The organism is Halobacillus sp. ABR2_026 (assembly GCF_056158545.1).
The window spans coordinates 3,787,025-3,809,087 of record NZ_JBSWTM010000001.1; the positions used below are offsets into that span (position 1 = coordinate 3,787,025).

At 45.3% G+C, this 22,063-nt stretch carries 21 protein-coding genes and 1 riboswitch; of the genes, 12 read left to right on the top strand and 9 right to left on the bottom strand.

Annotated elements, in window-relative coordinates; genetic code table 11:
* Window positions 1-29 precede the first annotated feature (29 nt).
* Window positions 30-464: a universal stress protein gene (locus tag ACXADE_RS19145; protein WP_474982014.1), complete on the bottom strand. Its 435-nt coding sequence runs from the start codon at window positions 462-464 to the stop codon at window positions 30-32.
* A 233-nt stretch (window positions 465-697) separates the two neighbouring features.
* Here ACXADE_RS19145 and desA point away from each other — a divergent pair, with 233 nt between their 5' ends.
* From desA to dapA, 4 genes are all read left to right on the top strand, one after another.
* Entirely contained in the window at window positions 698-1,747 is a 1,050-nt protein-coding gene (gene desA / locus ACXADE_RS19150) for a Delta(5) desaturase DesA (RefSeq protein ID WP_474982015.1), read from the top strand.
* A gap of 64 nt (window positions 1,748-1,811) precedes the next feature.
* On the top strand, window positions 1,812-2,948 hold the full coding sequence (locus ACXADE_RS19155; RefSeq protein WP_474982016.1) for a sensor histidine kinase: 1,137 nt from the start codon (window positions 1,812-1,814) through the stop codon (window positions 2,946-2,948).
* The gene (locus tag ACXADE_RS19160; RefSeq protein ID WP_474982017.1) at window positions 2,945-3,553 is read left to right on the top strand and encodes a response regulator; all 609 of its coding nucleotides are present in this window, start codon (window positions 2,945-2,947) and stop codon (window positions 3,551-3,553) included. The genes ACXADE_RS19155 and ACXADE_RS19160 overlap by 4 nt, the downstream gene beginning before the upstream one ends.
* Window positions 3,554-4,831: 1,278 nt before the next feature.
* Window positions 4,832-5,010: riboswitch (Lysine riboswitch) on the top strand.
* A 117-nt stretch (window positions 5,011-5,127) separates the two neighbouring features.
* The gene (gene dapA / locus ACXADE_RS19165) at window positions 5,128-6,024 is read left to right on the top strand and encodes a 4-hydroxy-tetrahydrodipicolinate synthase (RefSeq protein WP_474982018.1); all 897 of its coding nucleotides are present in this window, start codon (window positions 5,128-5,130) and stop codon (window positions 6,022-6,024) included.
* Between the two features lie 24 nt (window positions 6,025-6,048).
* On the opposite strand, the gene clpP is transcribed toward dapA, so the two are convergent.
* The 4 genes from clpP to ACXADE_RS19185 form a co-directional block, all read right to left on the bottom strand.
* Window positions 6,049-6,630, bottom strand: a complete 582-nt coding sequence (gene clpP / locus ACXADE_RS19170) for an ATP-dependent Clp endopeptidase proteolytic subunit ClpP (RefSeq protein WP_474982019.1) — start codon at window positions 6,628-6,630, stop codon at window positions 6,049-6,051.
* Window positions 6,631-6,644: 14 nt separating this feature from the next.
* The gene (locus tag ACXADE_RS19175; protein WP_474982020.1) at window positions 6,645-7,295 is read right to left on the bottom strand and encodes a sigma factor-like helix-turn-helix DNA-binding protein; all 651 of its coding nucleotides are present in this window, start codon (window positions 7,293-7,295) and stop codon (window positions 6,645-6,647) included.
* Window positions 7,296-7,443: 148 nt separating this feature from the next.
* Window positions 7,444-8,529, bottom strand: a complete 1,086-nt coding sequence (locus tag ACXADE_RS19180; protein WP_474982021.1) for a DUF3221 domain-containing protein — start codon at window positions 8,527-8,529, stop codon at window positions 7,444-7,446.
* Window positions 8,530-8,664: 135 nt separating this feature from the next.
* Window positions 8,665-9,726, bottom strand: coding sequence for a branched-chain amino acid aminotransferase (locus tag ACXADE_RS19185; protein WP_474982022.1), 1,062 nt, complete (start codon window positions 9,724-9,726; stop codon window positions 8,665-8,667).
* Between the two features lie 206 nt (window positions 9,727-9,932).
* On the opposite strand from ACXADE_RS19185, the gene ACXADE_RS19190 reads away from it, so the two are divergent.
* The 5 genes from ACXADE_RS19190 (at window position 9,933) to ACXADE_RS19210 (ending at window position 15,092) form a co-directional block, all read left to right on the top strand.
* Complete coding sequence (locus tag ACXADE_RS19190) at window positions 9,933-10,616, top strand: response regulator (RefSeq protein ID WP_474982023.1); 684 nt, start codon at window positions 9,933-9,935, stop codon at window positions 10,614-10,616.
* Entirely contained in the window at window positions 10,613-11,617 is a 1,005-nt protein-coding gene (locus ACXADE_RS19195; RefSeq protein ID WP_474982024.1) for a sensor histidine kinase, read from the top strand. Before ACXADE_RS19190 ends, ACXADE_RS19195 begins: the two co-directional genes overlap by 4 nt.
* Window positions 11,618-11,716: 99 nt before the next feature.
* On the top strand, window positions 11,717-12,478 hold the full coding sequence (locus ACXADE_RS19200) for an ABC transporter ATP-binding protein (RefSeq protein WP_474982025.1): 762 nt from the start codon (window positions 11,717-11,719) through the stop codon (window positions 12,476-12,478).
* Window positions 12,468-14,411, top strand: a complete 1,944-nt coding sequence (locus ACXADE_RS19205) for an ABC transporter permease (protein WP_474982026.1) — start codon at window positions 12,468-12,470, stop codon at window positions 14,409-14,411. Before ACXADE_RS19200 ends, ACXADE_RS19205 begins: the two co-directional genes overlap by 11 nt.
* A 60-nt stretch (window positions 14,412-14,471) precedes the next feature.
* The gene (locus tag ACXADE_RS19210; RefSeq protein WP_474982027.1) at window positions 14,472-15,092 is read left to right on the top strand and encodes an NUDIX hydrolase; all 621 of its coding nucleotides are present in this window, start codon (window positions 14,472-14,474) and stop codon (window positions 15,090-15,092) included.
* A 209-nt stretch (window positions 15,093-15,301) separates the two neighbouring features.
* On the opposite strand, the gene ACXADE_RS19215 is transcribed toward ACXADE_RS19210, so the two are convergent.
* Entirely contained in the window at window positions 15,302-16,210 is a 909-nt protein-coding gene (locus ACXADE_RS19215) for a hypothetical protein (protein ID WP_474982028.1), read from the bottom strand.
* Window positions 16,211-16,480: 270 nt separating this feature from the next.
* On the opposite strand from ACXADE_RS19215, the gene ACXADE_RS19220 reads away from it, so the two are divergent.
* On the top strand, window positions 16,481-17,941 hold the full coding sequence (locus tag ACXADE_RS19220) for a DASH family cryptochrome (RefSeq protein WP_474982029.1): 1,461 nt from the start codon (window positions 16,481-16,483) through the stop codon (window positions 17,939-17,941).
* A gap of 65 nt (window positions 17,942-18,006) precedes the next feature.
* Here ACXADE_RS19220 and ACXADE_RS19225 read toward each other — a convergent pair whose 3' ends face one another.
* Window positions 18,007-18,783 (bottom strand): 3-hydroxybutyrate dehydrogenase, encoded by a 777-nt coding sequence (locus tag ACXADE_RS19225; protein WP_474982030.1) that lies wholly within the window; start codon window positions 18,781-18,783, stop codon window positions 18,007-18,009.
* A gap of 272 nt (window positions 18,784-19,055) precedes the next feature.
* Here ACXADE_RS19225 and ACXADE_RS19230 point away from each other — a divergent pair, with 272 nt between their 5' ends.
* On the top strand, window positions 19,056-20,336 hold the full coding sequence (locus tag ACXADE_RS19230; protein ID WP_474982031.1) for a GntP family permease: 1,281 nt from the start codon (window positions 19,056-19,058) through the stop codon (window positions 20,334-20,336).
* A gap of 72 nt (window positions 20,337-20,408) precedes the next feature.
* Here ACXADE_RS19230 and ACXADE_RS19235 read toward each other — a convergent pair whose 3' ends face one another.
* Window positions 20,409-21,101, bottom strand: a complete 693-nt coding sequence (locus tag ACXADE_RS19235) for an LppM family (lipo)protein (RefSeq protein WP_474982032.1) — start codon at window positions 21,099-21,101, stop codon at window positions 20,409-20,411.
* Window positions 21,102-21,259: 158 nt separating this feature from the next.
* Here ACXADE_RS19235 and ymzB point away from each other — a divergent pair, with 158 nt between their 5' ends.
* The gene (gene ymzB, locus ACXADE_RS19240) at window positions 21,260-21,601 is read left to right on the top strand and encodes a protein YmzB (protein WP_474982033.1); all 342 of its coding nucleotides are present in this window, start codon (window positions 21,260-21,262) and stop codon (window positions 21,599-21,601) included.
* A 44-nt stretch (window positions 21,602-21,645) separates the two neighbouring features.
* On the opposite strand, the gene ACXADE_RS19245 is transcribed toward ymzB, so the two are convergent.
* Entirely contained in the window at window positions 21,646-22,014 is a 369-nt protein-coding gene (locus ACXADE_RS19245) for a hypothetical protein (protein ID WP_474982034.1), read from the bottom strand.
* Window positions 22,015-22,063 lie beyond the last annotated feature (49 nt).

Genomic DNA, 22,063 nt, shown 5'->3' on the forward strand with positions numbered 1-22,063 from the left:
GAGGAACTCCATCAGGCTTTCGTTTTTGCTTATTTCATGACTAACACAGGGCAGGTGGAATGTTGGACGATGTTATTGCTCACACTTCCGAGAAACAACTTCTTCACCTTCCCAAGTCCGCGGTTCCCGACGATAATCAAGTCCACGGTGTGCTCCTCTGCATATTTACAGATCTTAAAACCAGGATTTTCTTCTACATCACTAACAAGAACCTCCGTGACAACACCCACTTCAGATGAAGCCATTTGTCCTTTCAACACTTCCATTTCAGAATTCAACTGACCGGCTATTTCATCCCCAATACTATGGGAGAGTGCGGCATTTGTTGCTGGACCTGTGGGTGTGACGACAGATACGATATGAATTTCCCTATTGGGCGTTTCGCACGGCTGATTTCTAGCTTCCCACACCGCTTCCCTACTCAAATCACTCCCATCATATGCAACGAGGATTCGTTTGGTCATGGGGGGTGCCCTCCTTAATAGAGTATCCTTTCATACTTCTATTATATCATATTGTAAACGCTTACTTAAGAGTCGAATCAACCATCCCTTCTGCCTTCCACACTGATAACCTCCTAAGAATAAACAATCACCCATGACAAGTGTCATATAAATGTCCTGACGTTTATGTCTTATAAAATGCAGGGCTTTTTCCTATCATAAGTAACATGAAGAACTATGAAGGAGTCGTTATGATGAACAAGGATAAACAACGAGAGCTGAAGAAGAGTGTTTCAGCCTTTGCGAAACCCGATACAAAAGCCGGCATCCGGCAGTTGATTAACACGGTTGTTCCGTTTATAGCACTATGGGCACTGGCCTACCTGAGCCTCTCTTTATCTGTTTGGGTCGCTATTCCTGTAGCGATGATTGCAGGTGGATTTGTTATCCGTCTGTTCATTATCTTCCATGACTGCACACACCAGTCATTCATGAAAAGTCAGAAAGCAAACCGGATCATTGGAACGATTACAGGGATCCTTACGTTGTTCCCGTTCGACAAGTGGAAACGCAGCCACTCCATCCACCATGCGACAAGCGGTAATTTGGATAAACGTGGAACCGGAGATATATGGGTGATGACCGTTGATGAATACGTCAAAGCCTCTTGGAAAGAACGTCTGGCTTACCGCCTTTATCGCAACCCGATTGTCATGTTCGGCCTTGGGCCATTGTATTTGTTTCTCGTTTCCAACCGTTTTAATAGAAAAGGTGCAAAGAAGAAAGAACGCATTAATACGTATGTGACCAACCTATCCGTTGCTGTCTTGTACAGCCTGCTTATCTGGGCGATCGGCTTGGAAGCTTTCCTCATCATTCAAATACCGGTATTATATGTGTCCGGTGTTCTCGGTATATGGTTGTTTTACGTTCAGCACCAATTCGAGGATTCTTATTTCGAAGACGAATCCGAATGGGACTTTGTTAAAGCCGCAGTTGATGGAAGTTCCTACTACAAGCTTCCTAAAGTCTTTCAATGGGTGTCAGGAAACATCGGTTTCCACCACGTGCACCACTTGAGTCCTAGAGTACCTAATTATGCTTTGGAACAAGCTCATGAGCAGACGCCGCCGCTTCAGCACGCGACGACGATTACACTCGGAACCAGTCTTGAGTCGATTCGATTCCGACTCTATGACACAGAAAATAAAACATTCGTATCCTTCAAGCACGTGAAACCACTCTTGAAAAAAAAGCAAGCCGGCATGATGAACCAAAGCCGGCCAAGCTTCCAGGATGAATGAAGGAGCAAGCCCATTCCCTCGAATGGGCTTTTCCTTTATGCTAAGAAAAAGGAGGTGCCTGCAGATGAATAACTGGTATCAAATCATTCCAAAAAATACGGGGCTGAGCACATATGTCTGGATCATTTTCTGCGTACTGCCCTTTTTCTTTATTTTTCGTTCTTCCTCCATCTATGAAATGCTGTTCGGTATTCTTATGACCTTGATTTTCTTCCTTGCCTACCGGCTGTCGTTCATATCCAACAGCCGACTGGTCTATTTGTGGGTGAGTGTGGAGATGGCCATCAGCATCATAATGACCGCGTTATTCGGTTATATTTATTTTGCACTGTTTATCGCCTTTTTCATCGGGAACATCAAACATCTTGGAGGCTTTTTAGCTTTATACATTGTCCACCTGACGACAACATTGATTGTGAGTACGACAACATTTATATATGAAGTGGATTCTCTATTTCCAAACCTCCCCTTCATCATTATCACCGTCATCGGGGTCATCCTGCTTCCGTTTACAGTCCGATACCGTAATCAGCAGCATAAACTTGAAGGAGAATTGCAGGACGCCAATGAACGAATTTCTCAACTTATGGTCATCGAAGAACGTGAACGTATCGCTCGGGACCTTCACGATACGCTCGGCCAAAAGCTGTCCATGATCGGCTTAAAAAGCGATCTCGCCCGCAAGTTAATGACCGTAAGCCCCGAAAAAGCCACGAAAGAAGTGGAAGACATCCGTAATACCGCCCGGACGGCATTGAAGGAAGTCAGGGAGATGGTATCGAATATGAAAGGGACGAAGCTGGAAGATGAAATTGTACGTGTCCAGCAAATTATTGAAGCTGCAGAGATGCATTTCCAATTTCAAGGGGACCCACATGTCACGAATACCCCCCTGCTCGTAGAAAATGTACTCAGCATGTGTTTGAAAGAGGCGGCCACAAACATAGTGAAGCATAGCGGAGCTGACTCATGCGAGGTATCCATTGAACAATTCCCTACAGAAATTGTGATTAAAGTCCAGGATGATGGAAAAGGCCTTCCTGACTCTTTAGAACCTTTTAGGGGAAATGGATTACAAGGGATGCGTGAGCGTTTGGAATTCGTGAATGGTAGACTTGAGATCCAATCAGACAATGGAACGAGACTTGAATTTCATGTCCCGAACGTTATAAAAAATAAAGAAAAGGAGGGAAACGCATGATCCGGATTGTTATTGCTGAAGATCAGCGGATGCTTCTCGGGGCACTCGGCGCGCTGCTCGACTTAGAAGAGGGCATGGAAGTTGTCGGCCAGGCATCCAATGGTGAAGAAGCCACCGACCTTGTGAAAAAATTAAAACCGGATGTGTGCATTATGGATATTGAAATGCCCGTTAAGGATGGACTGGATGCTGCAGAGGAGTTATATGAAGAACCATGCAAAGTGATTATCCTTACGACATTCGCACGCCCGGGGTATTTCGAGCGCGCCCGCCGTGCAGGGGTAAGCGGCTATTTACTGAAAGATAGCCCCAGCGAAGAACTCGCTACAGCCATCCGTAAAATCATGGACGGCCAACGCATCTTTGACCCAGAACTGATCGATCTTGCCTTCACCCAGCAAAACCCATTAACAGAACGCGAGCGTGAAGTTATCCAATTGATGGCAGATGGAAAAAATACGAAAGATATCTCCCAAGAGCTGTTCATCACCCCCGGGACCGTCCGTAACTATGTTTCGGTGATTTTAGAAAAATTAGAGGTCAGCAACCGTATTGAAGCGATCTCTAGATTCAAAGAAAAAGGGTGGTATAAAAAATCCCGCTGACCCCCTTTTCCGAGAAGTCATCCACTAATAAATCTCTGCCGAACTAGATTTATTAGTGGATGACTTATTCAATTTCTTTCAACTCTTCAAATCTAAAATAAAGGCTCTGATAAAGTTTAGTGTTGATGTTACTGCAAAAAAGGAACTTCCAATTTTATAGAGGTTCTTCATTTTTATTTTTAGCTTATTCAACGAAAGCTCCCTTTTCTTGAAGACTCAGCTTCGAGATGTTCCGGAGGTTCATTGCCTGGTTGAGCGTTACGGGCGGCTGGGAAGCCACTCGCTTTCCTGCGGGGATGGCGGCAAGCCTCCTCGGACTTCGTCCTGTGGGGTCTCGCCAGCCCATCCATTCCCGCGGGAGTCTCGCAGCTTCCCAACCACCCCTTTGATAGTAAGGAGAAACGACCCCTATACCTAGAGGAATTTTTCCCTCTTCCCCATATTAAGGCAGGCATAAAGTGCTCTGTATCAAGCTTATAAATTTTGAATGCCTGCTGTGGAGAGGTTATATGATCTACTTTCCTCAGTCATTCAAGCTGATTGTTCCAGTAGTGATTTAGAGAATCTGCCATGGCAAAGGGGCGGAGGGGAATGGCGCGACTCCTATCTTAAGTGTGCAGGCGCCTCGTTCAGCGGCGTATGGACTGGACTGAGCTGGAGGAGATAAAGGAAACACGAAGAACGAAGGGATTCGATGTTGACTTATCGTACAGAAGCGAGGGAAGTCTCACTAGCCGCTAGGCGCAGAAACCGGATATCTACGAGGAAGAGAGTGCTTGGGGAGACCCCGCAGGACGTAGTCCGAGGAGGCTCACCGCGCTCCCGCGGAAAGCGAGTCATTCCCCGCAGCCCCTACCCCCAACACAGAAGTCTCGAAATCAAGTCTTCAACAATCCTGCCCTATAGCGAAAAACTCCGTTTGAAATAATAATCCAACAAGAATTAATAGTTGGACCGTGAAAGGAGATCAAAATAAAAGAACATTGAATAAAGTGTGACCAAAACCACACCAGCAGCCATAATATGAGGGGTGAAAACACCTAATGCTTATAGACCGGATGTTATAACATAACTCACAGGTCTGAATCCCATGGAAGCAGAACCCCATGATCCGTCCCCGCTTAAACGAAAGCCTCACAACCAAGACTTCCAGCTTCCTAAATATACTTCTGAAAATTTTGTCGAACCGTTTGTCTCCTTGTCTTTCCACTTGTATGATTGAGACTTTTTTGATAACATGCAACTAACTAAATATTTTCTTATTTCAATTGATTTTGAAGTAAGGATAGAGGTGCAATGACATTAGTACACTTAGCGGAGGAGAAAGAGCTCCTGAGATGCAGGTGGAAAGGGGAAATTGCCGAAGCGAAAGGGAGCTCATCTCCCTGATGCTGGTTCTGCTGCTGAATAAGTACAGGACTGTCATATAGGAAACTATATGGAGGGCTATCTTACGCAGGAACGGTTAAAAGTTTCTACGGCAGCAGCGAGCCCTCGTTGCTGCCGTTTTTATTTTGACTGCCTAGCCCTCACAACCTCGAACGTATTCAAAATTCTAACAAAGGTGTGAGGTTATGAATTTCGGCCAAGTATTAACAGCTATGGTGACCCCTTTTGACAGCGAAGAGAACATTGATTTTGACGCCACCCGTACACTCGTCAACCACTTGATCGAAAACGGTTCGGACGCCCTGGTTATTGCAGGAACAACAGGAGAATCCCCTACTTTGACGACGGAAGAAAAAATAAGTCTCTATAAGTTCGTCGTTGAAGTTGTCGATGGCAGGGTCCCTGTTATTGCCGGTACCGGCTCCAACAATACAAGAGCTTCCATCAGCTTGACTGAAAAAGCACAAGAAGCCGGCGTCGACGCTGTCATGCTCGTTACTCCTTATTACAATAAACCAACACAAGAAGGACTGTATCAGCACTTCTCTACAATCGCCAAGTCCACGAAGCTTCCGGTCATGCTCTACAACATTCCTGGCCGAAGTGTCATCAATATGGAGCCAGCGACAGTCATCCGCTTAGCTGAAGTAGAGAACATCGTATCCATTAAGGAAGCAAGCGGAGATTTGGATGCAGCGACAGAAATTATTCGTGAGACCCCGGATGAATTTTCTGTTTACAGTGGTGAGGATTCCAATACCCTACCATTCGTGTCCATTGGTGGTACAGGAATCATTTCTGTCTCATCCCACGTAATCGGAAATGAGATGCAGCAGATGATTCGAAGTTACCGGAGTGGTGATTTCGCCTATGCCGCCCGTCTTCACCAGAAGCTTGTCCCGGTCATGCATGCCATTTTCTCAGCCCCAAGTCCTTCTCCTGTCAAAGCGGCTTTGAATGCCAAAGGCGTAGAGGTTGGTAGTGTCCGCCTCCCTCTCCTGCCATTAACAAATGAAGAGAAATCGTATGTGCTTGATGCACTTGAACAGGTCCAACCGCAAGAAGCTGTAACGGCTTCATAAAAAAACCGCCCGTAGGCGGTTTTTTTATTTGGTATAAACAATCTCATCGATGATTCCATACGTTTTCGCTTCTTCTGCACTCATGAAATAATCCCGATCCGTATCTTCCGCAACCTTGTCTACCGGCTGCCCTGTCCGTTCCGCAATGATTTGATTGATGTGCTTTCTCAGTTTGATGATCCGTGTTGCTGAAATTTCAATGTCTGCTGCCTGACCCCGGGCCCCGCCAAGTGGCTGGTGGATCATGATTTCACTATTCGGAAGAGCATATCGTTTCCCTTTCGTCCCTCCGAGTAATAGCATGGCTCCAAAAGACGCGGCCATCCCTGTACAGATCGTCCTCACATCAGGACGGATGTAATGCATCGTATCCAATATGGAGAACCCTGCAGTCGTTGATCCTCCCGGGCTGTTGATATATAAAGAAATATCTTTTTCAGGATCATCCGCGGCAAGGTATAAAAGCTGAGCGACGATACTGTTGGCCATATGACCTGTAATTTCTTCACTTACCATCACTATCCGATCCTTCAGCAGACGAGAATAAATGTCGTAGGACCGCTCTCCTCCGCTTGTTTTTTCAATAACATAAGGAACAGTGTTCATCAGTTATGCCTCCTTTAAGCTGCTACGGAGAAGACGTTTAAAGAGTTATCGTGGTGTTGGGTGCTGGAAGCTGGTTGAAGGAGAATCGGAATTTTCTCAATTAAGACAGAAGGATCCTGAATAGTCAGTGTCTTCACCATCGTTTGGTAGAGGAGATCGTCCCTGTTGCGGGTCTTTAACACCAGGAGTCTTTCCTTTTCGTCCCCTTTGAATAAGTTGCTGCGCGCCCGTCTCAACAACCCCTTGACCCCCGTATCCTCCATTTTCAGAAGCTCGGCAATCTCTGAGATTTTATATTGGAACGCTTCCTTCAACACAAATGAAAGAACCTGCTTCACCGTCAACCTTTCTAACAAAAGCTGGACGACTGTGTCATCTACGTCATTCATTCTGACTGAAGAAATAATGGGCGTTTTTTCCATCAAAGACTCTCGTTTCTCCTTCCGCTTACAATCCACCCAGACATGGTAAGCGATTTTCTTAAGCAGAGACGGACGGACTTCATATGTGTCATAATGTTCGAGCGCTCTCAATACAGACTCCTGTGCAAGATCATTTCCATCCCACTTGTTTTTTGTGATGAACAAACAGTAGTGTAGAAGTTTACCATAGACCTCTTCATCCAACGTATGTTTCCATTTGGTCATCCCTCTATCGAAATCCACCTTCCACTCTCCTTTCGTCCTCTCACAGCTAAAACGGATAACGGTGAGAAAAAGATACGGCTTATGATCATCTTATTCGTTTTTTTCTCCCAAACTCCTTGGATCCCGTGGATTTTCAATAGCCAAGCGATTCCACAAAGCTCTCCTATCACTCATCTTTCACGGAAATTTCCATCGTATCTTCATCCAAGGTCGTTTCAAATAAAACGACCCACCGGCCTTCCTCTTTCCTGAAGTCAATTTGCTTTACACTAACATAGCTTGGAGAGTGAGTCGGTTCCTCCATCTCTTGCTCCGCTTGTTCAACGGATTCTTTAATAACTTCACTTGAGGTCTTATTCGCTCCCTCCGGGTGCACATCCTTTATAAACGCCGTTTCCTTTGCTCCCGATTGTGCAGGTAAAGATTCCATAACATTGGTATACGATACTCTCACATGGTCACCGACTTCCACTTCCTCCGGCCGGTTACTGAACCAGATCATATTAACGAGCATTTTCCCCTCTTTCAAGGCTGTCACATATCCTTCTAACTCGTTCGGTGCACTTACCTGTACAGCAATTTCAACTTCTGTATGATCATTCAGAAGTTTCTTTTCTTCTTTCGTTAACGGTTCGGTCACTTCCACCTTTAATAGTTTTGCAGGACTACATGTTCCATATCCCCATAGTTTATCTTCAATGGTAGACCCCTCCAGCGTTTTGGATAATGCTTCTGAATGCGTAGCCAAATCATTCGCCGCAAGACTCACTCCTTCGATATTGACGGCTTCTTCATTAAAGGTTTTCTTAACTTCTTCCGCAGCTTTCAAAATCGAGCTTTTCACTTTCTGTTCTTGTTCGGTCAACGAGTCTTTGAATTGGAGGACAATGGTCCCCTTCATAAAATGAAAATCACCGATATCTTTTACATTCCTTAAAGTGTAGCCTTCTTCATCCAATACTTCCGTAAAAACTCCCTTTCTCTTGCTCTGCAGCATGGCGACCTGAATAAAGTCTGAATCCACTGCATGCGTATCTTTCATCCGGGTGACATCATATAACTGCTGCTCTTCCTTTGATAAATCATTGAACGTCTGTCCCTTATCGACCAGTTCCGGACAAGATTCCACAAGCATTTCATAGCTTTCTCCCGGACTTCCTGCTTGTGTATGGTTCTCTCCAGTTGGATCGGTCTGGCCGCATGCAGCGAGCAAAACCAACATGAACAGGATAAGTCCCTGCGTTTTTTTCATTAGACCGCCGCCCCCTTCGTGTTAGTTAGACGTTACAAAATGGAAATAGTTACAAATTTAGAATGAGACTATTTCCCAAAATTCACAGCTCCCCGACCATAAAAAAGCCCGGCCGCATGGGCCGGGCCTCTCTTTTTATATTTCTACTGTCCAATCGTAGCGATCTTCTTTCCTGCCACGCTGTATGCCTGTGATCGTATCGTAGAGTTCTTGAGACAGCGCTCCGATTTCATGATTGTTGATGACCATCTTCTTCCCTAGCCAGTTAAGCTCACCAACGGGAGAAATAACGGCCGCTGTACCTGTGCCGAATGCTTCTTCAAGCTTCCCTTCCTCATACGCCTGATACAATTCCTCAATGGAAATCCGGCGCTCGTTTACCGGGACCTCCCACTTGCGGAGGAGTTCAAGAATCGACGTCCGTGTAATTCCTTCAAGGATACTTCCGCTCAAAGAAGGCGTTACGATTTCCCCATCGATTTTAAAGAAGATATTCATACTGCCGACTTCTTCAATATATCGCTTTTCAACCCCGTCGAGCCAGAGGACATCGTTATTTCCTTCATCAGCCGCTTTCGCCTGGGCCTGGTACCCGGAAGAATAGTTTCCGGCTGTTTTAGCCATACCGGTTCCTCCTTTGACCGCACGGGTGAACTGGTCTTCAACGTTGATCGTCACCGGCTTGATTCCACCTGAAAAGTAAGGGCCGACAGGGGAAAGGATAATCATCAATTTGTACGTTTTAGATGGAGCAACGGCTAGACTCGGTTCCGTCGCGATCACGAATGGACGTATGTAGAGTGATGTTCCTTCAAAGGAAGGGACCCAGTCTTTTTCAAGCTTTACCAATTGCTTCAAATAAAGGAGCACTTCCTGTTCATCTACAGGCGGGATGCTCAATCTTTCACTGGAAAGATTCAAACGGGCGAAGTTTTTCTCCGGGCGGAACAGAAGCACACGGTCATCATCTGTTCGATATGCTTTCAACCCTTCAAAAACCGTTTGTCCATAATGAAAGATCATGGCGGCAGGATCCAGCGTCAATGGTTCATAAGGGACAATTCGTGGTTCATGCCAGCCTTTACTCTCTTCATAATCCATAACAAACATATGATCTGTGAAAGTGCGTCCAAAAGGAATCTCTCCACTTTCTGGTTTGGCTTTTTTAGAGGTTGATTCGACGATGTTCAATGTCATGTTCAGGACTCCTTTTTTATAGTTACTTGTAGATGTCGTTGAATATTAGTATCCATTGTACGCCCATCCCTATCATTTTTAAAGAGGATTTGACGGAATGATCAAAAAATTTTCAATGCATTGCCGCTTTCTCGCAATAAAATGCGTACGACCACTCTCATTTGCTATACTAAGAAAAGGTAAAATACGGAAAGTTGGTGCCTTTAATGTTCAAATTACTGCTGATTGAAGATGACCCGACGCTTTTTCACGAAATGGAAGAACGATTCTCACAATGGTCGTACGACGTGTATGGCATCCATGATTTCAGCCGTGTGATGGATCGTTTTACTGAAGTAGACCCTCATCTTGTCATCATCGATATACAACTGCCTAAATTTGATGGGTTCCACTGGTGCCGGATGATCCGTGAGCATTCTAAAGTACCGATCGTATTCTTATCCTCCCGGGACCACCCGACAGATATGGTCATGTCTATGAACCTGGGAGCCGATGATTTCATCCAAAAACCGTTCCATTTTGACGTCCTGATCGCTAAAATTCAGGCGGTGCTGCGTCGTGTTTACAACTACACGACGGACAAGCTCGAATTACAAACATGGATCGGATCTACGATTGACTATGAACGAAACCGTGTCACGAATGAGTGCGGAACCGTAGACCTTACCAAGAATGAAATGTTCATTTTGAAACAACTGATTGAGAAAAAAGGCAAAATTGTCAGCCGTGATGAAATCATCCACCGATTATGGGAGGATGAGCGCTTCGTCAGCGACAACACCCTCACCGTGAACGTTAACCGCCTACGCCGAAAACTGGCAGATGTAGGGCTTGGGGACGCAATTGCAACAAAAGTAGGTCAGGGGTATGTGGCGAGGGATGAAGCATGATCTGGAAATTCATATGGGAACGGTTCAGCTGGATTTTATTGATTGTCATCCTGCAGCTGCTCGCTTTATTTATCGCTTTTGTCGACACTTCCGTAGCGGCAGCATCCATCGGTTATTACATATTTTTATCAACCATCATCGTATTTCTTTTTCTATTTATCCGGTACCGGAAAGAAACCCGCTTTTATACAGAATTGGAAGATCAGGACAGGGACCTTGATTTGACCACATTCCCATATGCCGAAACGCCATTTGAAAAAATCATTGAAATGAATGTACGCGACCAGATGGAGCGGATGAAACGAGAAGCCCGCCACCACCAGAGTCTCTTGGAACAGGAGAAAGATGAATTATTGGCGTGGATTCATGAAGTGAAAACCCCCATGACAGCGATGCGCCTGATCATCGATCGTCTGGAGGACCACAAGCTGAAGACCCAGCTGACTTACGAGTGGTTGCGGATCCACCTCCTTCTTGATCAACAGCTCCATCAAAAACGGATCCCATTTATAGAAAATGATTTATATATAGAGGAGGTAGAACTTGAGCAGCTCTTGTTTAATGAAATCAAACCCCTGAAATCATGGTGCATGCAAAAGGGAATCGGTTTTGATATTGATTTGGAGGCAGACAAAGTTCTCACAGATGCAAAATGGCTGTCTTTTATCGTCAGGCAGTTAATGACGAATGCCATCAAATACAGCGAAACATCCGATATTACCATCAAAAGTGTAGAATCATCCAGGCGGGTAAAACTTATCATCGAGGATGAAGGGCGGGGCATCGACCCGAGAGACCTCCCGCGGATTTTCGAAAAAGGATTCACCTCAACAGCCGCCCATCAAGATCAAGCGGCTACAGGAATGGGCTTATATTTGACGGACCGCATCAGAAAAGCGTTGAAAATAGAAATCGATGTTCAATCTGAACCGGGTTCAGGGACGACCTTCTCCCTCCTTTTCCCTGAAGCGAACGCCTTCACAAAGCTTAGGAGCATGTGACGAAACTGTCACATGCTTCCGTTATTTTGTTAGGTGAATCGAAGGAAAATACAGGCAGATGACCCTACAATGGAAATATAGATGAAAGGGGGTAACGAAATGAGTTTACTAATAGCAAGAAAAATCCATAAGAGCTATGGAAACAAATTTATGAAACAGCACGTTCTAGAAGGCATCGATCTGTCCATCCAGAGAGGTGAATTCGTTACTATAATGGGGGCATCAGGATCAGGGAAGACGACCCTTCTCAATGTGTTATCATCCATCGACCGCGTCAGCCATGGGACAATCACGATTGACGGACAAGAAATCACAGGACAAAAAGATAAAAAACTGGCGGAATTCCGGAAGCATCACCTCGGCTTTATTTTTCAGGAATACAATCTTCTGGATACACTGACGGTTAAAGAGAATATTCTCCTGCCTCTATCCATTTCAAACGTATCCAAAAAAGAAGCTCAGGAGAAGTTCAATCGGGTAGCTGAAGAGTTGGGAATCGAGGACGTCCAGAACAAATACCCGAACGAAATTTCAGGTGGGCAGAAACAGCGGACATCGGCAGCGAGAGCGTTCATCCACGAACCGAGCATCATTTTCGCTGACGAACCAACCGGCGCACTCGATTCTAAATCCGCTTCTGACCTTCTCAATAAATTGAGTGAACTCAATGCCAAACGGGAGGCAACGATCGCCATGGTCACTCACGACCCCGTCGCCGCTAGTTATAGCAGCCGCGTCATCTTCATCCGGGATGGGCAGATTTATACACAACTCAATAAAGGCACCCAGACAAGACAAACGTACTTGAAAGACATCATGAAAACACAAGGCGTGCTTGGTGGTGTGCATTATGAACATTAATCAGCTCATCTTCCGTAACTTGAAAAAGAACCTAAAAAACTACTACCTTTATGTTTTTGCGCTCATTTTCAGCGTCGCGCTTTACTTTTCATTCGTCACTCTGCAATACGATCCATCGATGAGTCAGGACGGATCCATTAAAGGGGAAGCAGCAATCAGGGTAGCGTCCATTCTATTGATTGCGATCGTTGCCATTTTCCTGTTGTACGCAAACACGTTGTTCATCAAACGCAGAAGTAAGGAAATTGGTCTTTTTCAGCTCATCGGCATGACGAAAAACCGGATCTCAAGGATATTAGGGATTGAAAACCTGATCATTTACTTTGGCTCTCTGGCTGTCGGCATTTTCATCGGGTTCGCCCTGTCAAAATTGATTTTAATGAGTTTTTTCCGTGTGGTCGGCGTAGAAGATATAGCAGAACTCCACTTTTCATCTCAGGCATTTTTACAGACGCTTCTGGTCTTTGCCGGCATCTATCTCATCATTACGGCCACCAATTATTGGTTCATCCGCAGGCAGTCCATCCTTTCCCTCTTCCGAGTTACATCAAGCGCTCAAGGGAAAGTGAAGAAACTCTCCATTTGGGAGCATGTGATGGGAATCCTCGGCATAGGGTTGATCGCCTCCGGTTACTACGTGTCCTCCCAGCTGTTCGAAGGAAGCATTACCACCATGAATACCCTTTTCGCAGCTATGATTTACATTTTGGCATCGGTTATCATCGGGACCTATCTTTTGTATAAAGGATCCGTCCGCTTCGTTTCGAATTTAATTCGGAAAAAGAAACAGGGGTACATGAACATTCATGAAGTCCTATCTCTTTCATCCATCATGTTCCGGATGAAATCGAATGCATTTTTGCTGACGGTGATCACAACAATTTCTGCTCTTGCCATAGGTTTGCTTTCATTAACGTACATTTCCTACTACTCTGCTGAGAAGCTCGCGGCATCTACATCTCCTGATGATTTCTCTATTGTCGAACCGGAAAAGGCAGAGGCATTCATGGATCGTCTCGATCAGGAGAACATGGAGTATACAACCACCACAATTCCCGTATACGAAGCTGAATTTAACGTCGAAGACATTCTTGATGTTAATATGGAAGACTTGAATTTTAATAGTGAAAAGACAACTCTTCCTGTCATAAGCGAAGTTCACATGAACCATGTTTCAATCGAGAAAGGGGAAATCCAACTGACGGGATATACAGACTTGATGCAGTCCTACATTTCTCTGCACGAGAAAGGCACGGTCGGATTTCTGCTGGATGAAGAATGGGTGAACCTCGATTATCAAGGACTGGAAGATGACCACGTAATCTCCTCATACTTTGTCAGGGGCGGTCTTCCGATAGCAGTTGTCGATGAAGAGCTCTTCGAAAAACTTCAGAATAACTTTAATCCAGACGTTCAGTCGAAATCCAACTTGTATACAGGGGTGAATCTTGAAGATAGCGGAAAACTGGAAGCAGCCTATGAAGTATTTGCTGACATGGGATTGGACGACACGCGGGACAACAGATCCCAATGGCATGAAGCCAACACCCAAAAACAGAACATGGGAATCGCGATGTTCATCGTCGGCTTTCTCGGCCTTACCTTCCTGATCACATCCGGCTGTGTCCTCTACTTCAAACAAATGGATGAAGGCGAAGACGAAAAAGGAAGCTATACGATCCTTAGAAAACTCGGCTTCACACGCGGGGACCTTTTACGAGGCATTCAAGGAAAACAGCTGTTCAACTTTGGGATCCCCCTTGTCATCGGGCTCCTTCACAGCTACTTTGCCGTCAAATCCGGTTGGTTTTTCTTCGGTACCGAGCTATGGACACCGATGCTGATCGTTATGGGGTTGTACACCGCTTTTTATTCCATTTTCGGACTGCTATCCGTGTTCTATTACAAAAAAATCATCAAAGAGGCTCTCTAGTGAGTGCCTCTTTTCTAATGAACCAAATGTTCTGGTATAGTTAAAGGACGAGGTGAAACTATGGACGCAAAAACCATTTTTGATAGAGTAAAAAAACATGATCCCTCTGTCCTTGGCCACGAACAGTTCCGCAAATTCGCTGTTCTATTGCCCCTTATTGAAAAAAACGAAGAGCTGCACGTCGTCTTTGAAGTGCGTTCCCATCAATTGAGAAGACAGCCAGGGGAAATCTGCTTCCCCGGCGGGAAGATCGACCCCGACGACCCATCAGCTAAACAGGCCGCCATTCGGGAAACAGAAGAGGAATTGGGTGTGAAACCTGGACAGTTCTCAGAAGTCCACCCGCTTGATTACCTGATCTCCCCCTTCGGTATGATCGTCTATTCCTTTGCTGGATACTTGGAGGTACAAGAAGACGATCTGACTCGAAACCCTGATGAGGTTCGCGAAGTCTTCACTGTACCTCTCTCCTTTTTCATGGAAAACGGACCACGGATCCATTACGTCCACTTCGAAGCCCACCCGGAAGAAAACTTCCCATTTGAACTGATCCCGGGTGGAGAAGAATACAACTGGCGGACCCGTCAGCTGGAGGAATATTTCTATATTTATGGAGAGAAAGTGATTTGGGGGATGACGGCAAGAATCGTCTCCCATTTCGTCGACATCCTTAAAAAATAGTCGACAGTGGCTGCCTTTAAAGATAAGAGGGCGGCCACTGTTATCTTTTTGATTCCCATTAGACATATTCAATGACCGCCCCCTCTTATGGAAGACTCCGTTTCGAAGTGCGTGGGAGCGGGACAGTGGGGCTCCTTCCATATTACATACCTTCGTTATCTATTCCATATAAAGAATATAAGCGCTACGCCAAAAGGCGCAGCGCTTATTTATTTTTTATAATCTCCATACTCCGCTTCTATTAAACCAATGATTGTTCCAAGGGTCTTCCCTTTGAATTCATCCGGGACCGATTCACCTGTAGGATTCTCGTAGTATAACGCATCCTTTTCCACATGGTATTCAAAACCTAATGAACCAAGAGCAGATTCTAATTCCATTGGATTCTCATCCAATCCCGTCTGTTCTTTAAAGTAATCGGTAGGATAAACCCACACGTCGACATCTTCCGCACCGGTGTGGACCACAAACATGTCATAATCATACCGGGAGATCCACTGTTCTTTGGAGAAAAGCGCTACGCCTGTACCTTCGAGCCCTGAAATCCCCTCTAAATTGATGCCGAAGATAGCATTGATCATCTGTCTCATTTCATCGCCGGACATTTTTCCATCAAAAGCCTTCCAATAAGAATTCATCACTTCCACTTTGGACATGCGGACGATCGATTCATCACTCACTTCTGTCCCGAGGTCCTGTCTCACCATTTCCAACACTTCTGATGAGTAAGTACTCGTCTGCTTCCCTACCCCAAGTTCGGAAACAGCTTCAAGATCAATTCCAAACACACCATTGACGACCTCTCGGATTTCTTCCGGCTTCATTCTTTTGTTATTCCTTTCTAAGTACAGATCCATCGCTTCGAGCTTGCTCAACTCCTGAATGTCTTCCAGAGCCTCCGAAAAAACCAATGTTCCTTTCTCATCTTCGCGCAGCTGTTGGTATAGAGCACCCGTTACCTGTTCGGAGTATTTTAAATTTTCTTCCTGCCCTAACTCCTGCTTCCAGCTTTCTGCTTCTGTATCGCCTTCGACTGAACACGCTCCCAGCATGAGAAGCGACAATACAGAAATCATGGTCACCGACCTCTTTTTCTTGTAATCAAGCCAATTAAACATTGCGTACCCTCCAAAATGAATTTGCTGCGGGTCTCAATGTAGACGCCGGGATGTGACAAAATTCTAGAAGTCTCCGTCTACTGCTGCCCATATCTATGTTTACTATACCTTTTTTTGTCGAATAATAGAAACAGGTAACCTATTTCTTTATATGCTTTCCTATTAAATCTTCCATATCTAAGGGTCTGATCCGAATCGCCAAGTCAACCGGCCGATTGAAAGTTTATGTCCATAGGTACGCGGGGGTACACTAAGCTAAAAAGGGATGAAATGGAACCCTGCGTCATCGTCTGGTTCCGGAACGACTTACGCGCCCACGACCACCGTCCCCTGCTTCGTGCGGCTTCGAGCGGGTTTCCCGTCCTCTGTGTGTATGTCTTTGATCCAGAACATTATCGAACAACCTCATACGGATTCCCGAAAACGGATGCTCCCCGAGCACAATTCATCCGAGAAAGCGTGGAAGATTTACAGTCTAATCTTAAACGGTTTGGCGTTCCGCTTCTCGTCAGAAAAGGCGCATCAGAAGAGGTCTTCCAATCCATCCGAGACACGTTCGATATTCAAGAGGTCTTCTTTCATGAAGAAATCGGTAGTGAAGAGCAGGAAGTCGAACGAAAAATTCGGAAATCCCTGCCTCATACCACGTTCACCACCGACCACGGCCACAATTTATACCCTCCCGAAGACCTGCCCTTTGACATCGAAAGCCTCCCCGACACCTTCTCCCAGTTCCGCAAGCAGCTGGGGAAAAATGGCACACCAGGTCTTACAGAATTATCCATACCCTCCTCTATTAAAGGGATAGAATTGCCGGGTGGGTTTTCGGAGGGCAGGATTCCTGAGTTAAAGGAGCTTGGGCTTGAGAAATTGGGACGTCCTCCGAGGTATCCCGGCGGTTCTTCAAAGGCTAAACAACGACTGCTTCATTATATTTTCGCAGCTGATGGTCTGAGGATATACAAGGAAACGAGAAACGGCATGTTGAAAGAAGATGATTCATCCAAGTTTTCTCCCTACCTTGCCAACGGATGCCTATCCCCGAGAGTAGTCCTTGACCAAATTCAAACGTACGAAAGGAAATTCGGAAAAAATTCCTCTACGTATATGCTGTACTTTGAATTGCTTTGGAGAGATTATTTCCATCTCGTTCACCGTAAATATGGCGATCGTTTGTTTCATGCTTCCGGACTTCAAGGGCTCCACGTTCCCTGGCACTCTGACCGGAAGAAGATCGAATGTTGGATGGACGGGAAGACAGGGTACCCACTCATTGATGCCGCCATGCGTGAACTGAAAGAAACAGGTTTCATGTCCAATCGTGCCCGGCAGAACACGGCAAGTTTCTTCACTAATAATCTGGGTCAGGACTGGCGGATTGGTGCAGCATGGTTTGAGTCCAAGCTTGTCGACTATGATGTAGCCAGCAACTATGGAAACTGGCTCTATATCGCAGGGGTAGGAAATGATGCTGTCCCCTTCCGAACCTTCCACGTGGAAAAACAGGCGCAGCAATACGATCCTGAAGGCTCCTATTTACGACAATGGCTGCCTGAGTTGAAAAACCTCCCAACGCCCTGGATTCATCAACCTCGAGAGATGGGAATGATCGAGCAGGAGCAGTTCGGAGTAATGCTTGGAGAGGATTATCCCCTTCCCGTAGTAGATTTATATGAATCCACGAAACAGAGGAAAAGAGAATTCGAAGAAGCACAAAAAACCTCCCGGTAAAACGGGAGGTTTTTTGCGACAGAATGTCATCCCAGCCATTACGACGGGAACGGTCCGATCATTCATTATTGAGCTGTGTAACCACCATCGATGAGGGCTGTCTGTCCTGTTACACTCTTCGCTTTCGGACTGGCAAGGAACATTGCATAATCAGCAATTTCCTGGACTTGAAGCAGACGTTTTTGTGGTACAAGAGGATAAATCACTTCCTCCAGTACTTTTTCAAGTTCTACCCCACGAGATTTAGCCAAGTCTTCCAATTGACCACGAACAAGTGGAGTATCCACATATCCCGGGGCAATGGCGTTAACGGTAATTCCGTGCTCTGCACCTTCAAGGGCCGTTACTTTCGTCAGACCAATCACCCCATGTTTTGCACTATTATAGGCAGCTTTTCCAGCAAATCCGATGACGCCATTAATAGAAGCCATATTCAAGATTCGTCCATATCCCTGCTCTTTCATGATCGGGAATACCTTTTTCGTTGCAATGAAAGGTGCCGTTAACATGATATCCTGCATCAGCTTGAATTTAGCTGTTGGAAATTCTTCAATTGGAGAAACGTGCTGAAGTCCTGCATTGTTGATCAATACATCAATTCGACCATACGTTTCAACCGTTTGATCGATTGCAGCTTTGATTTCGTCTTCACTTGTAACATCCGCTTTTACACCGATCGACTCCAAGCCTTGATCCTTCAGGGCTTTAGCTGCTTTCTCCACACCTTCTTCATTAATATCAGATAAGACGACCTTCGCCCCATTCTTAGCAAAAGTTTCTCCGATTTCATATCCGATCCCCTGGGCCGCTCCGGTAATGAATACAACTTGATTTTCAACCATGCTATAACATCCTCTCTTAATTACATCAATTTTTAGTGGTGAGCGTATGCTCGAGCCATAAAGGCTATTTTATAGGAGTTATTTGTTAATTTCATCCCTGAAAAATTATACTAATTTTTCTGTTTTCACCAAATATTATTATAATTCTACGTATTTATACGCCTATTGATTTTCTAATTCCGTAAGGAGTAACATAAAGCCTGTTGTTTATAAACAGTTATTTCTACTTATTGAGTATTTTTATTACAACATTGTAAAAAGGAGGTAATTTCATGTTCGCTATTATTGTCGGGCTTGTAGCCCTTATGGTCATGGCCTACTTAGGCTGGTCAATTTTGTGGATTGCTCCGATTGCCGCTTCACTTGTCGCAATCTTATCCGGCATGGAAATCCTGGACGCCTTCACATCAGATTTCATGAAAGGATTTTCCACCTTTGCTCGTGACTTTTTCCCTGTCTTCCTTTTCGGAGCTGTATTCGGAAAACTTATGGAAGTGACAGGAAGTGCACGAACCGTCGCCCGTTTCTTATCAAGAATTGTAGGGAAGGAACGAGCGATCCTGGGCGTACTGCTGGGTGCTGCCATTCTTACTTATGGCGGTGTGAGTCTGTTCGTAGTGGTCTTCGTGATGTATCCACTGGCTCTGAACCTGTTTAGAGAGGCAAACCTCAGCCGGAAAGTCATCCCGGGTACCATAGTTCTCGGTGCTTTTACGTTCACCATGACTGCATTACCAGGTACCGCTCAAGTCCAAAACTATATCCCTACCGAATATTTTGAGACAACGATGATGGCCGCTCCTATTATGGGTGTGGTGACCGGATTGATCATGGCTGTCGGAGGTTATTTCTATCTGTCCTACAGAGCAAATAAACTGACAAAAGCCGGAGAAGGCTTTACAGAACCAAAGCATAAAGTAAGTAATGATCGAGGTGGGAACGATCCCAACGTATGGCTTTCCTTCCTGCCGTTGCTCGTGGTCGTCCTTCTGATTAACATTTTCAATATGGAAATGCTTGTTGCCTTGTTTATCGGTATTTTATTAACCATTCTTATTAACTTAAAAGCTTTCCATGAGTTCACTGGTGCTTTGAATGATGGGGCAAAAGGTGCGGTTACAGCTGTTGTTAATACAGGGGCTGCAGTAGGTTTCGGAGCCGTCGTCCAAGCCTCTCCAGCGTTTCCAGCAATTAAAGAAGCGTTGTTGAACATCAAAGGTGGTCTTGTTATTTCGGACGCTCTTGCCACACAGCTTCTTGCGATGATTACAGGGTCAGCATCCGGTGGTATGAACATTACGCTGAACGCTCTGGGGTCAGACTATTACCAGCAAGCTCTTGAAATGGGAATGAACCCTGAAATCCTGCACCGTATTACAGCTGTGGCATCCGGAGCGTCCATCCTTCCGCACAACGGTGCTTTACTGACGGTATTTGCCATTACAGGTCTGACCCATAAAGATTCCTACAAAGACATTTTCGTGGTCGGTTTACTTCTTCCATTTATCGCAACGATCGTCGGCATATTAATGTCGTATGTTGGAATCGTTTAAGATCCACGTTGAATAAGAAAGGTTCCTATATGTGAAACCATAAAAAAACTCCCGGTCCTTCCCGGAGTTTTTTTACGTATTCTTCCTTTTTCGAATAAAAAATACAATCAGTCCTATCACGAAAATCCCAGAAACGGATGCTATGACGATGTTTTTCACGTTAGGAACAACCATTTCGACCATAATGTTCGTGGTACCGGCTGTCCGAATATCCCATTGCAATTCGTCGCCATCTTCCCGGTCTGCATTATGTGATTTTGGAGACAAAGGCAGATCCAGCGTAAACGTCAAATCCAATTGATCTGAGATCAACGACTGCATTCCACCAATCACGCCTGAATTGGATAAATCGAGCTCGGCTTCGACTTTGTAGGTCGTCGTAAAAAGTCCGCCCTCTGTTGTCATATTGATAGGAACATCTCCGACAGCAGGCATGACGCCTGCATCCATTCCCCTCCCAGTTACAGGAAGAATCTCCATGTCCTGTACATTCTCAAAGTCCTTTACCGCCCGAAAGCCTCTGTATCCATCTTTTTCATACTGTTCCACACGATATCCTTTAGACGCCAGCTCTTCGGTAACAGCGTTCAGCATATTTTCCCCACGTGACCCAAAACGGCTCAGTGCTTCTTGATCGATTCCTGCTGTAATGGTGTGCTCTCCGCTGCCATCTTTGTTGATTTCAAGCTTCAAATCCCCTTCTACACAAGCCGTGAGGAGAACAGCTAAAAGGAGCAGAAGGAAAACTTGTCCGATTTTTCTCATTCGAACGCCTCCCTGTTTTAAAGAGAACTATTTCCTATTGTATGAACCCTGTTTGGTAGACACCACATCTTTCTCGCTCTTTATCTTACCATGATATGGGAAGGTGAAGCTGTATGTTTACGTCTCTAGTGGAAAAGATATAGACAGGAGGGATGAGCATGAATGATCTAACGATTGAAGAATTCAACCAGCGTTTACAACAATGGCAGGGAGACAGCATCCGGATCCAGAAACACGAGCGGCAGGATGATGATACGATTACCATGAACCTTGACCATATATCTTACAAAACCCATGAACACCGGTTTGATGATTACACCCCGTTGCACTCCTTGTTCTTGCATGGACAGGGGCAGACACAGACAGACATGGAAAATGCTCAACCTTTGCCTTCACCCTACTACGAAATTCCCTTGGAAGATACGACACGCTATCAATATTTGAATGACCGCTTCACTTTGGAAACCGCTCGTGGAACTTATACGATAGAAAAAGAGTGAAACAGAAGGACGCCTAACTGACGCGTCCTTCTGTTCATTTTTTTTTAAAATTTGAATCCAAGCACGACCAAATCGACGGCATCGACGCCTGCACCACTTTCTGCTTCCGCTTTAATACCTAGCCCCAGCCCCGGCACATTATAAGTCCGATGAAATTTTTCTCCTGGATAAACAGTAATCTGATCTAAGGTCAAGAAACTCACCCGGTCAACTTTCATAAGCAGCTTGAACGTCACAGGACCTTCCGACACCACACGGTTCCCTCCGGCCACTCGGATTGTATAAAAAGGGCTGACATCGATGCCCGCTGGATATTCTTCCGTCAACTCAACCGTTTGTCCTTCCTCAATGACCTGACCACCTGGTTCTGTTACGAAAAGAAGGTTGTTTCCCGAACTGATTCTGTGGGACATCCTCATTCCTCCCCCAATTACTCATGATATATCCTATGAAGGCTGCCCT

Bases quoted from the DNA above. Each gene is read 5' to 3' on its own strand.
- ACXADE_RS19200 (WP_474982025.1), top strand. From the start codon at position 11,717: ATGAGTTTACTAATAGCAAGAAAAATCCATAAGAGCTATGGAAACAAA.
- ACXADE_RS19190 (WP_474982023.1), top strand. From the start codon at position 9,933: ATGTTCAAATTACTGCTGATTGAAGATGACCCGACGCTTTTTCACGAA.
- clpP (WP_474982019.1), bottom strand. From the start codon at position 6,630: ATGAACACTGTTCCTTATGTTATTGAAAAAACAAGCGGAGGAGAGCGG.
- ACXADE_RS19245 (WP_474982034.1), bottom strand. From the start codon at position 22,014: ATGTCCCACAGAATCAGTTCGGGAAACAACCTTCTTTTCGTAACAGAA.
- ACXADE_RS19180 (WP_474982021.1), bottom strand. From the start codon at position 8,529: ATGAAAAAAACGCAGGGACTTATCCTGTTCATGTTGGTTTTGCTCGCT.
- dapA (WP_474982018.1), top strand. From the start codon at position 5,128: ATGAATTTCGGCCAAGTATTAACAGCTATGGTGACCCCTTTTGACAGC.
- ACXADE_RS19210 (WP_474982027.1), top strand. From the start codon at position 14,472: ATGGACGCAAAAACCATTTTTGATAGAGTAAAAAAACATGATCCCTCT.
- ACXADE_RS19160 (WP_474982017.1), top strand. From the start codon at position 2,945: ATGATCCGGATTGTTATTGCTGAAGATCAGCGGATGCTTCTCGGGGCA.
- ACXADE_RS19145 (WP_474982014.1), bottom strand. From the start codon at position 464: ATGACCAAACGAATCCTCGTTGCATATGATGGGAGTGATTTGAGTAGG.
- ACXADE_RS19155 (WP_474982016.1), top strand. From the start codon at position 1,812: ATGAATAACTGGTATCAAATCATTCCAAAAAATACGGGGCTGAGCACA.
- ACXADE_RS19205 (WP_474982026.1), top strand. From the start codon at position 12,468: ATGAACATTAATCAGCTCATCTTCCGTAACTTGAAAAAGAACCTAAAA.
- desA (WP_474982015.1), top strand. From the start codon at position 698: ATGAACAAGGATAAACAACGAGAGCTGAAGAAGAGTGTTTCAGCCTTT.
- ACXADE_RS19235 (WP_474982032.1), bottom strand. From the start codon at position 21,101: ATGAGAAAAATCGGACAAGTTTTCCTTCTGCTCCTTTTAGCTGTTCTC.
- ACXADE_RS19185 (WP_474982022.1), bottom strand. From the start codon at position 9,726: ATGACATTGAACATCGTCGAATCAACCTCTAAAAAAGCCAAACCAGAA.
- ymzB (WP_474982033.1), top strand. From the start codon at position 21,260: ATGAATGATCTAACGATTGAAGAATTCAACCAGCGTTTACAACAATGG.
- ACXADE_RS19225 (WP_474982030.1), bottom strand. From the start codon at position 18,783: ATGGTTGAAAATCAAGTTGTATTCATTACCGGAGCGGCCCAGGGGATC.
- ACXADE_RS19230 (WP_474982031.1), top strand. From the start codon at position 19,056: ATGTTCGCTATTATTGTCGGGCTTGTAGCCCTTATGGTCATGGCCTAC.
- ACXADE_RS19195 (WP_474982024.1), top strand. From the start codon at position 10,613: ATGATCTGGAAATTCATATGGGAACGGTTCAGCTGGATTTTATTGATT.
- ACXADE_RS19215 (WP_474982028.1), bottom strand. From the start codon at position 16,210: ATGTTTAATTGGCTTGATTACAAGAAAAAGAGGTCGGTGACCATGATT.
- ACXADE_RS19220 (WP_474982029.1), top strand. From the start codon at position 16,481: ATGGAACCCTGCGTCATCGTCTGGTTCCGGAACGACTTACGCGCCCAC.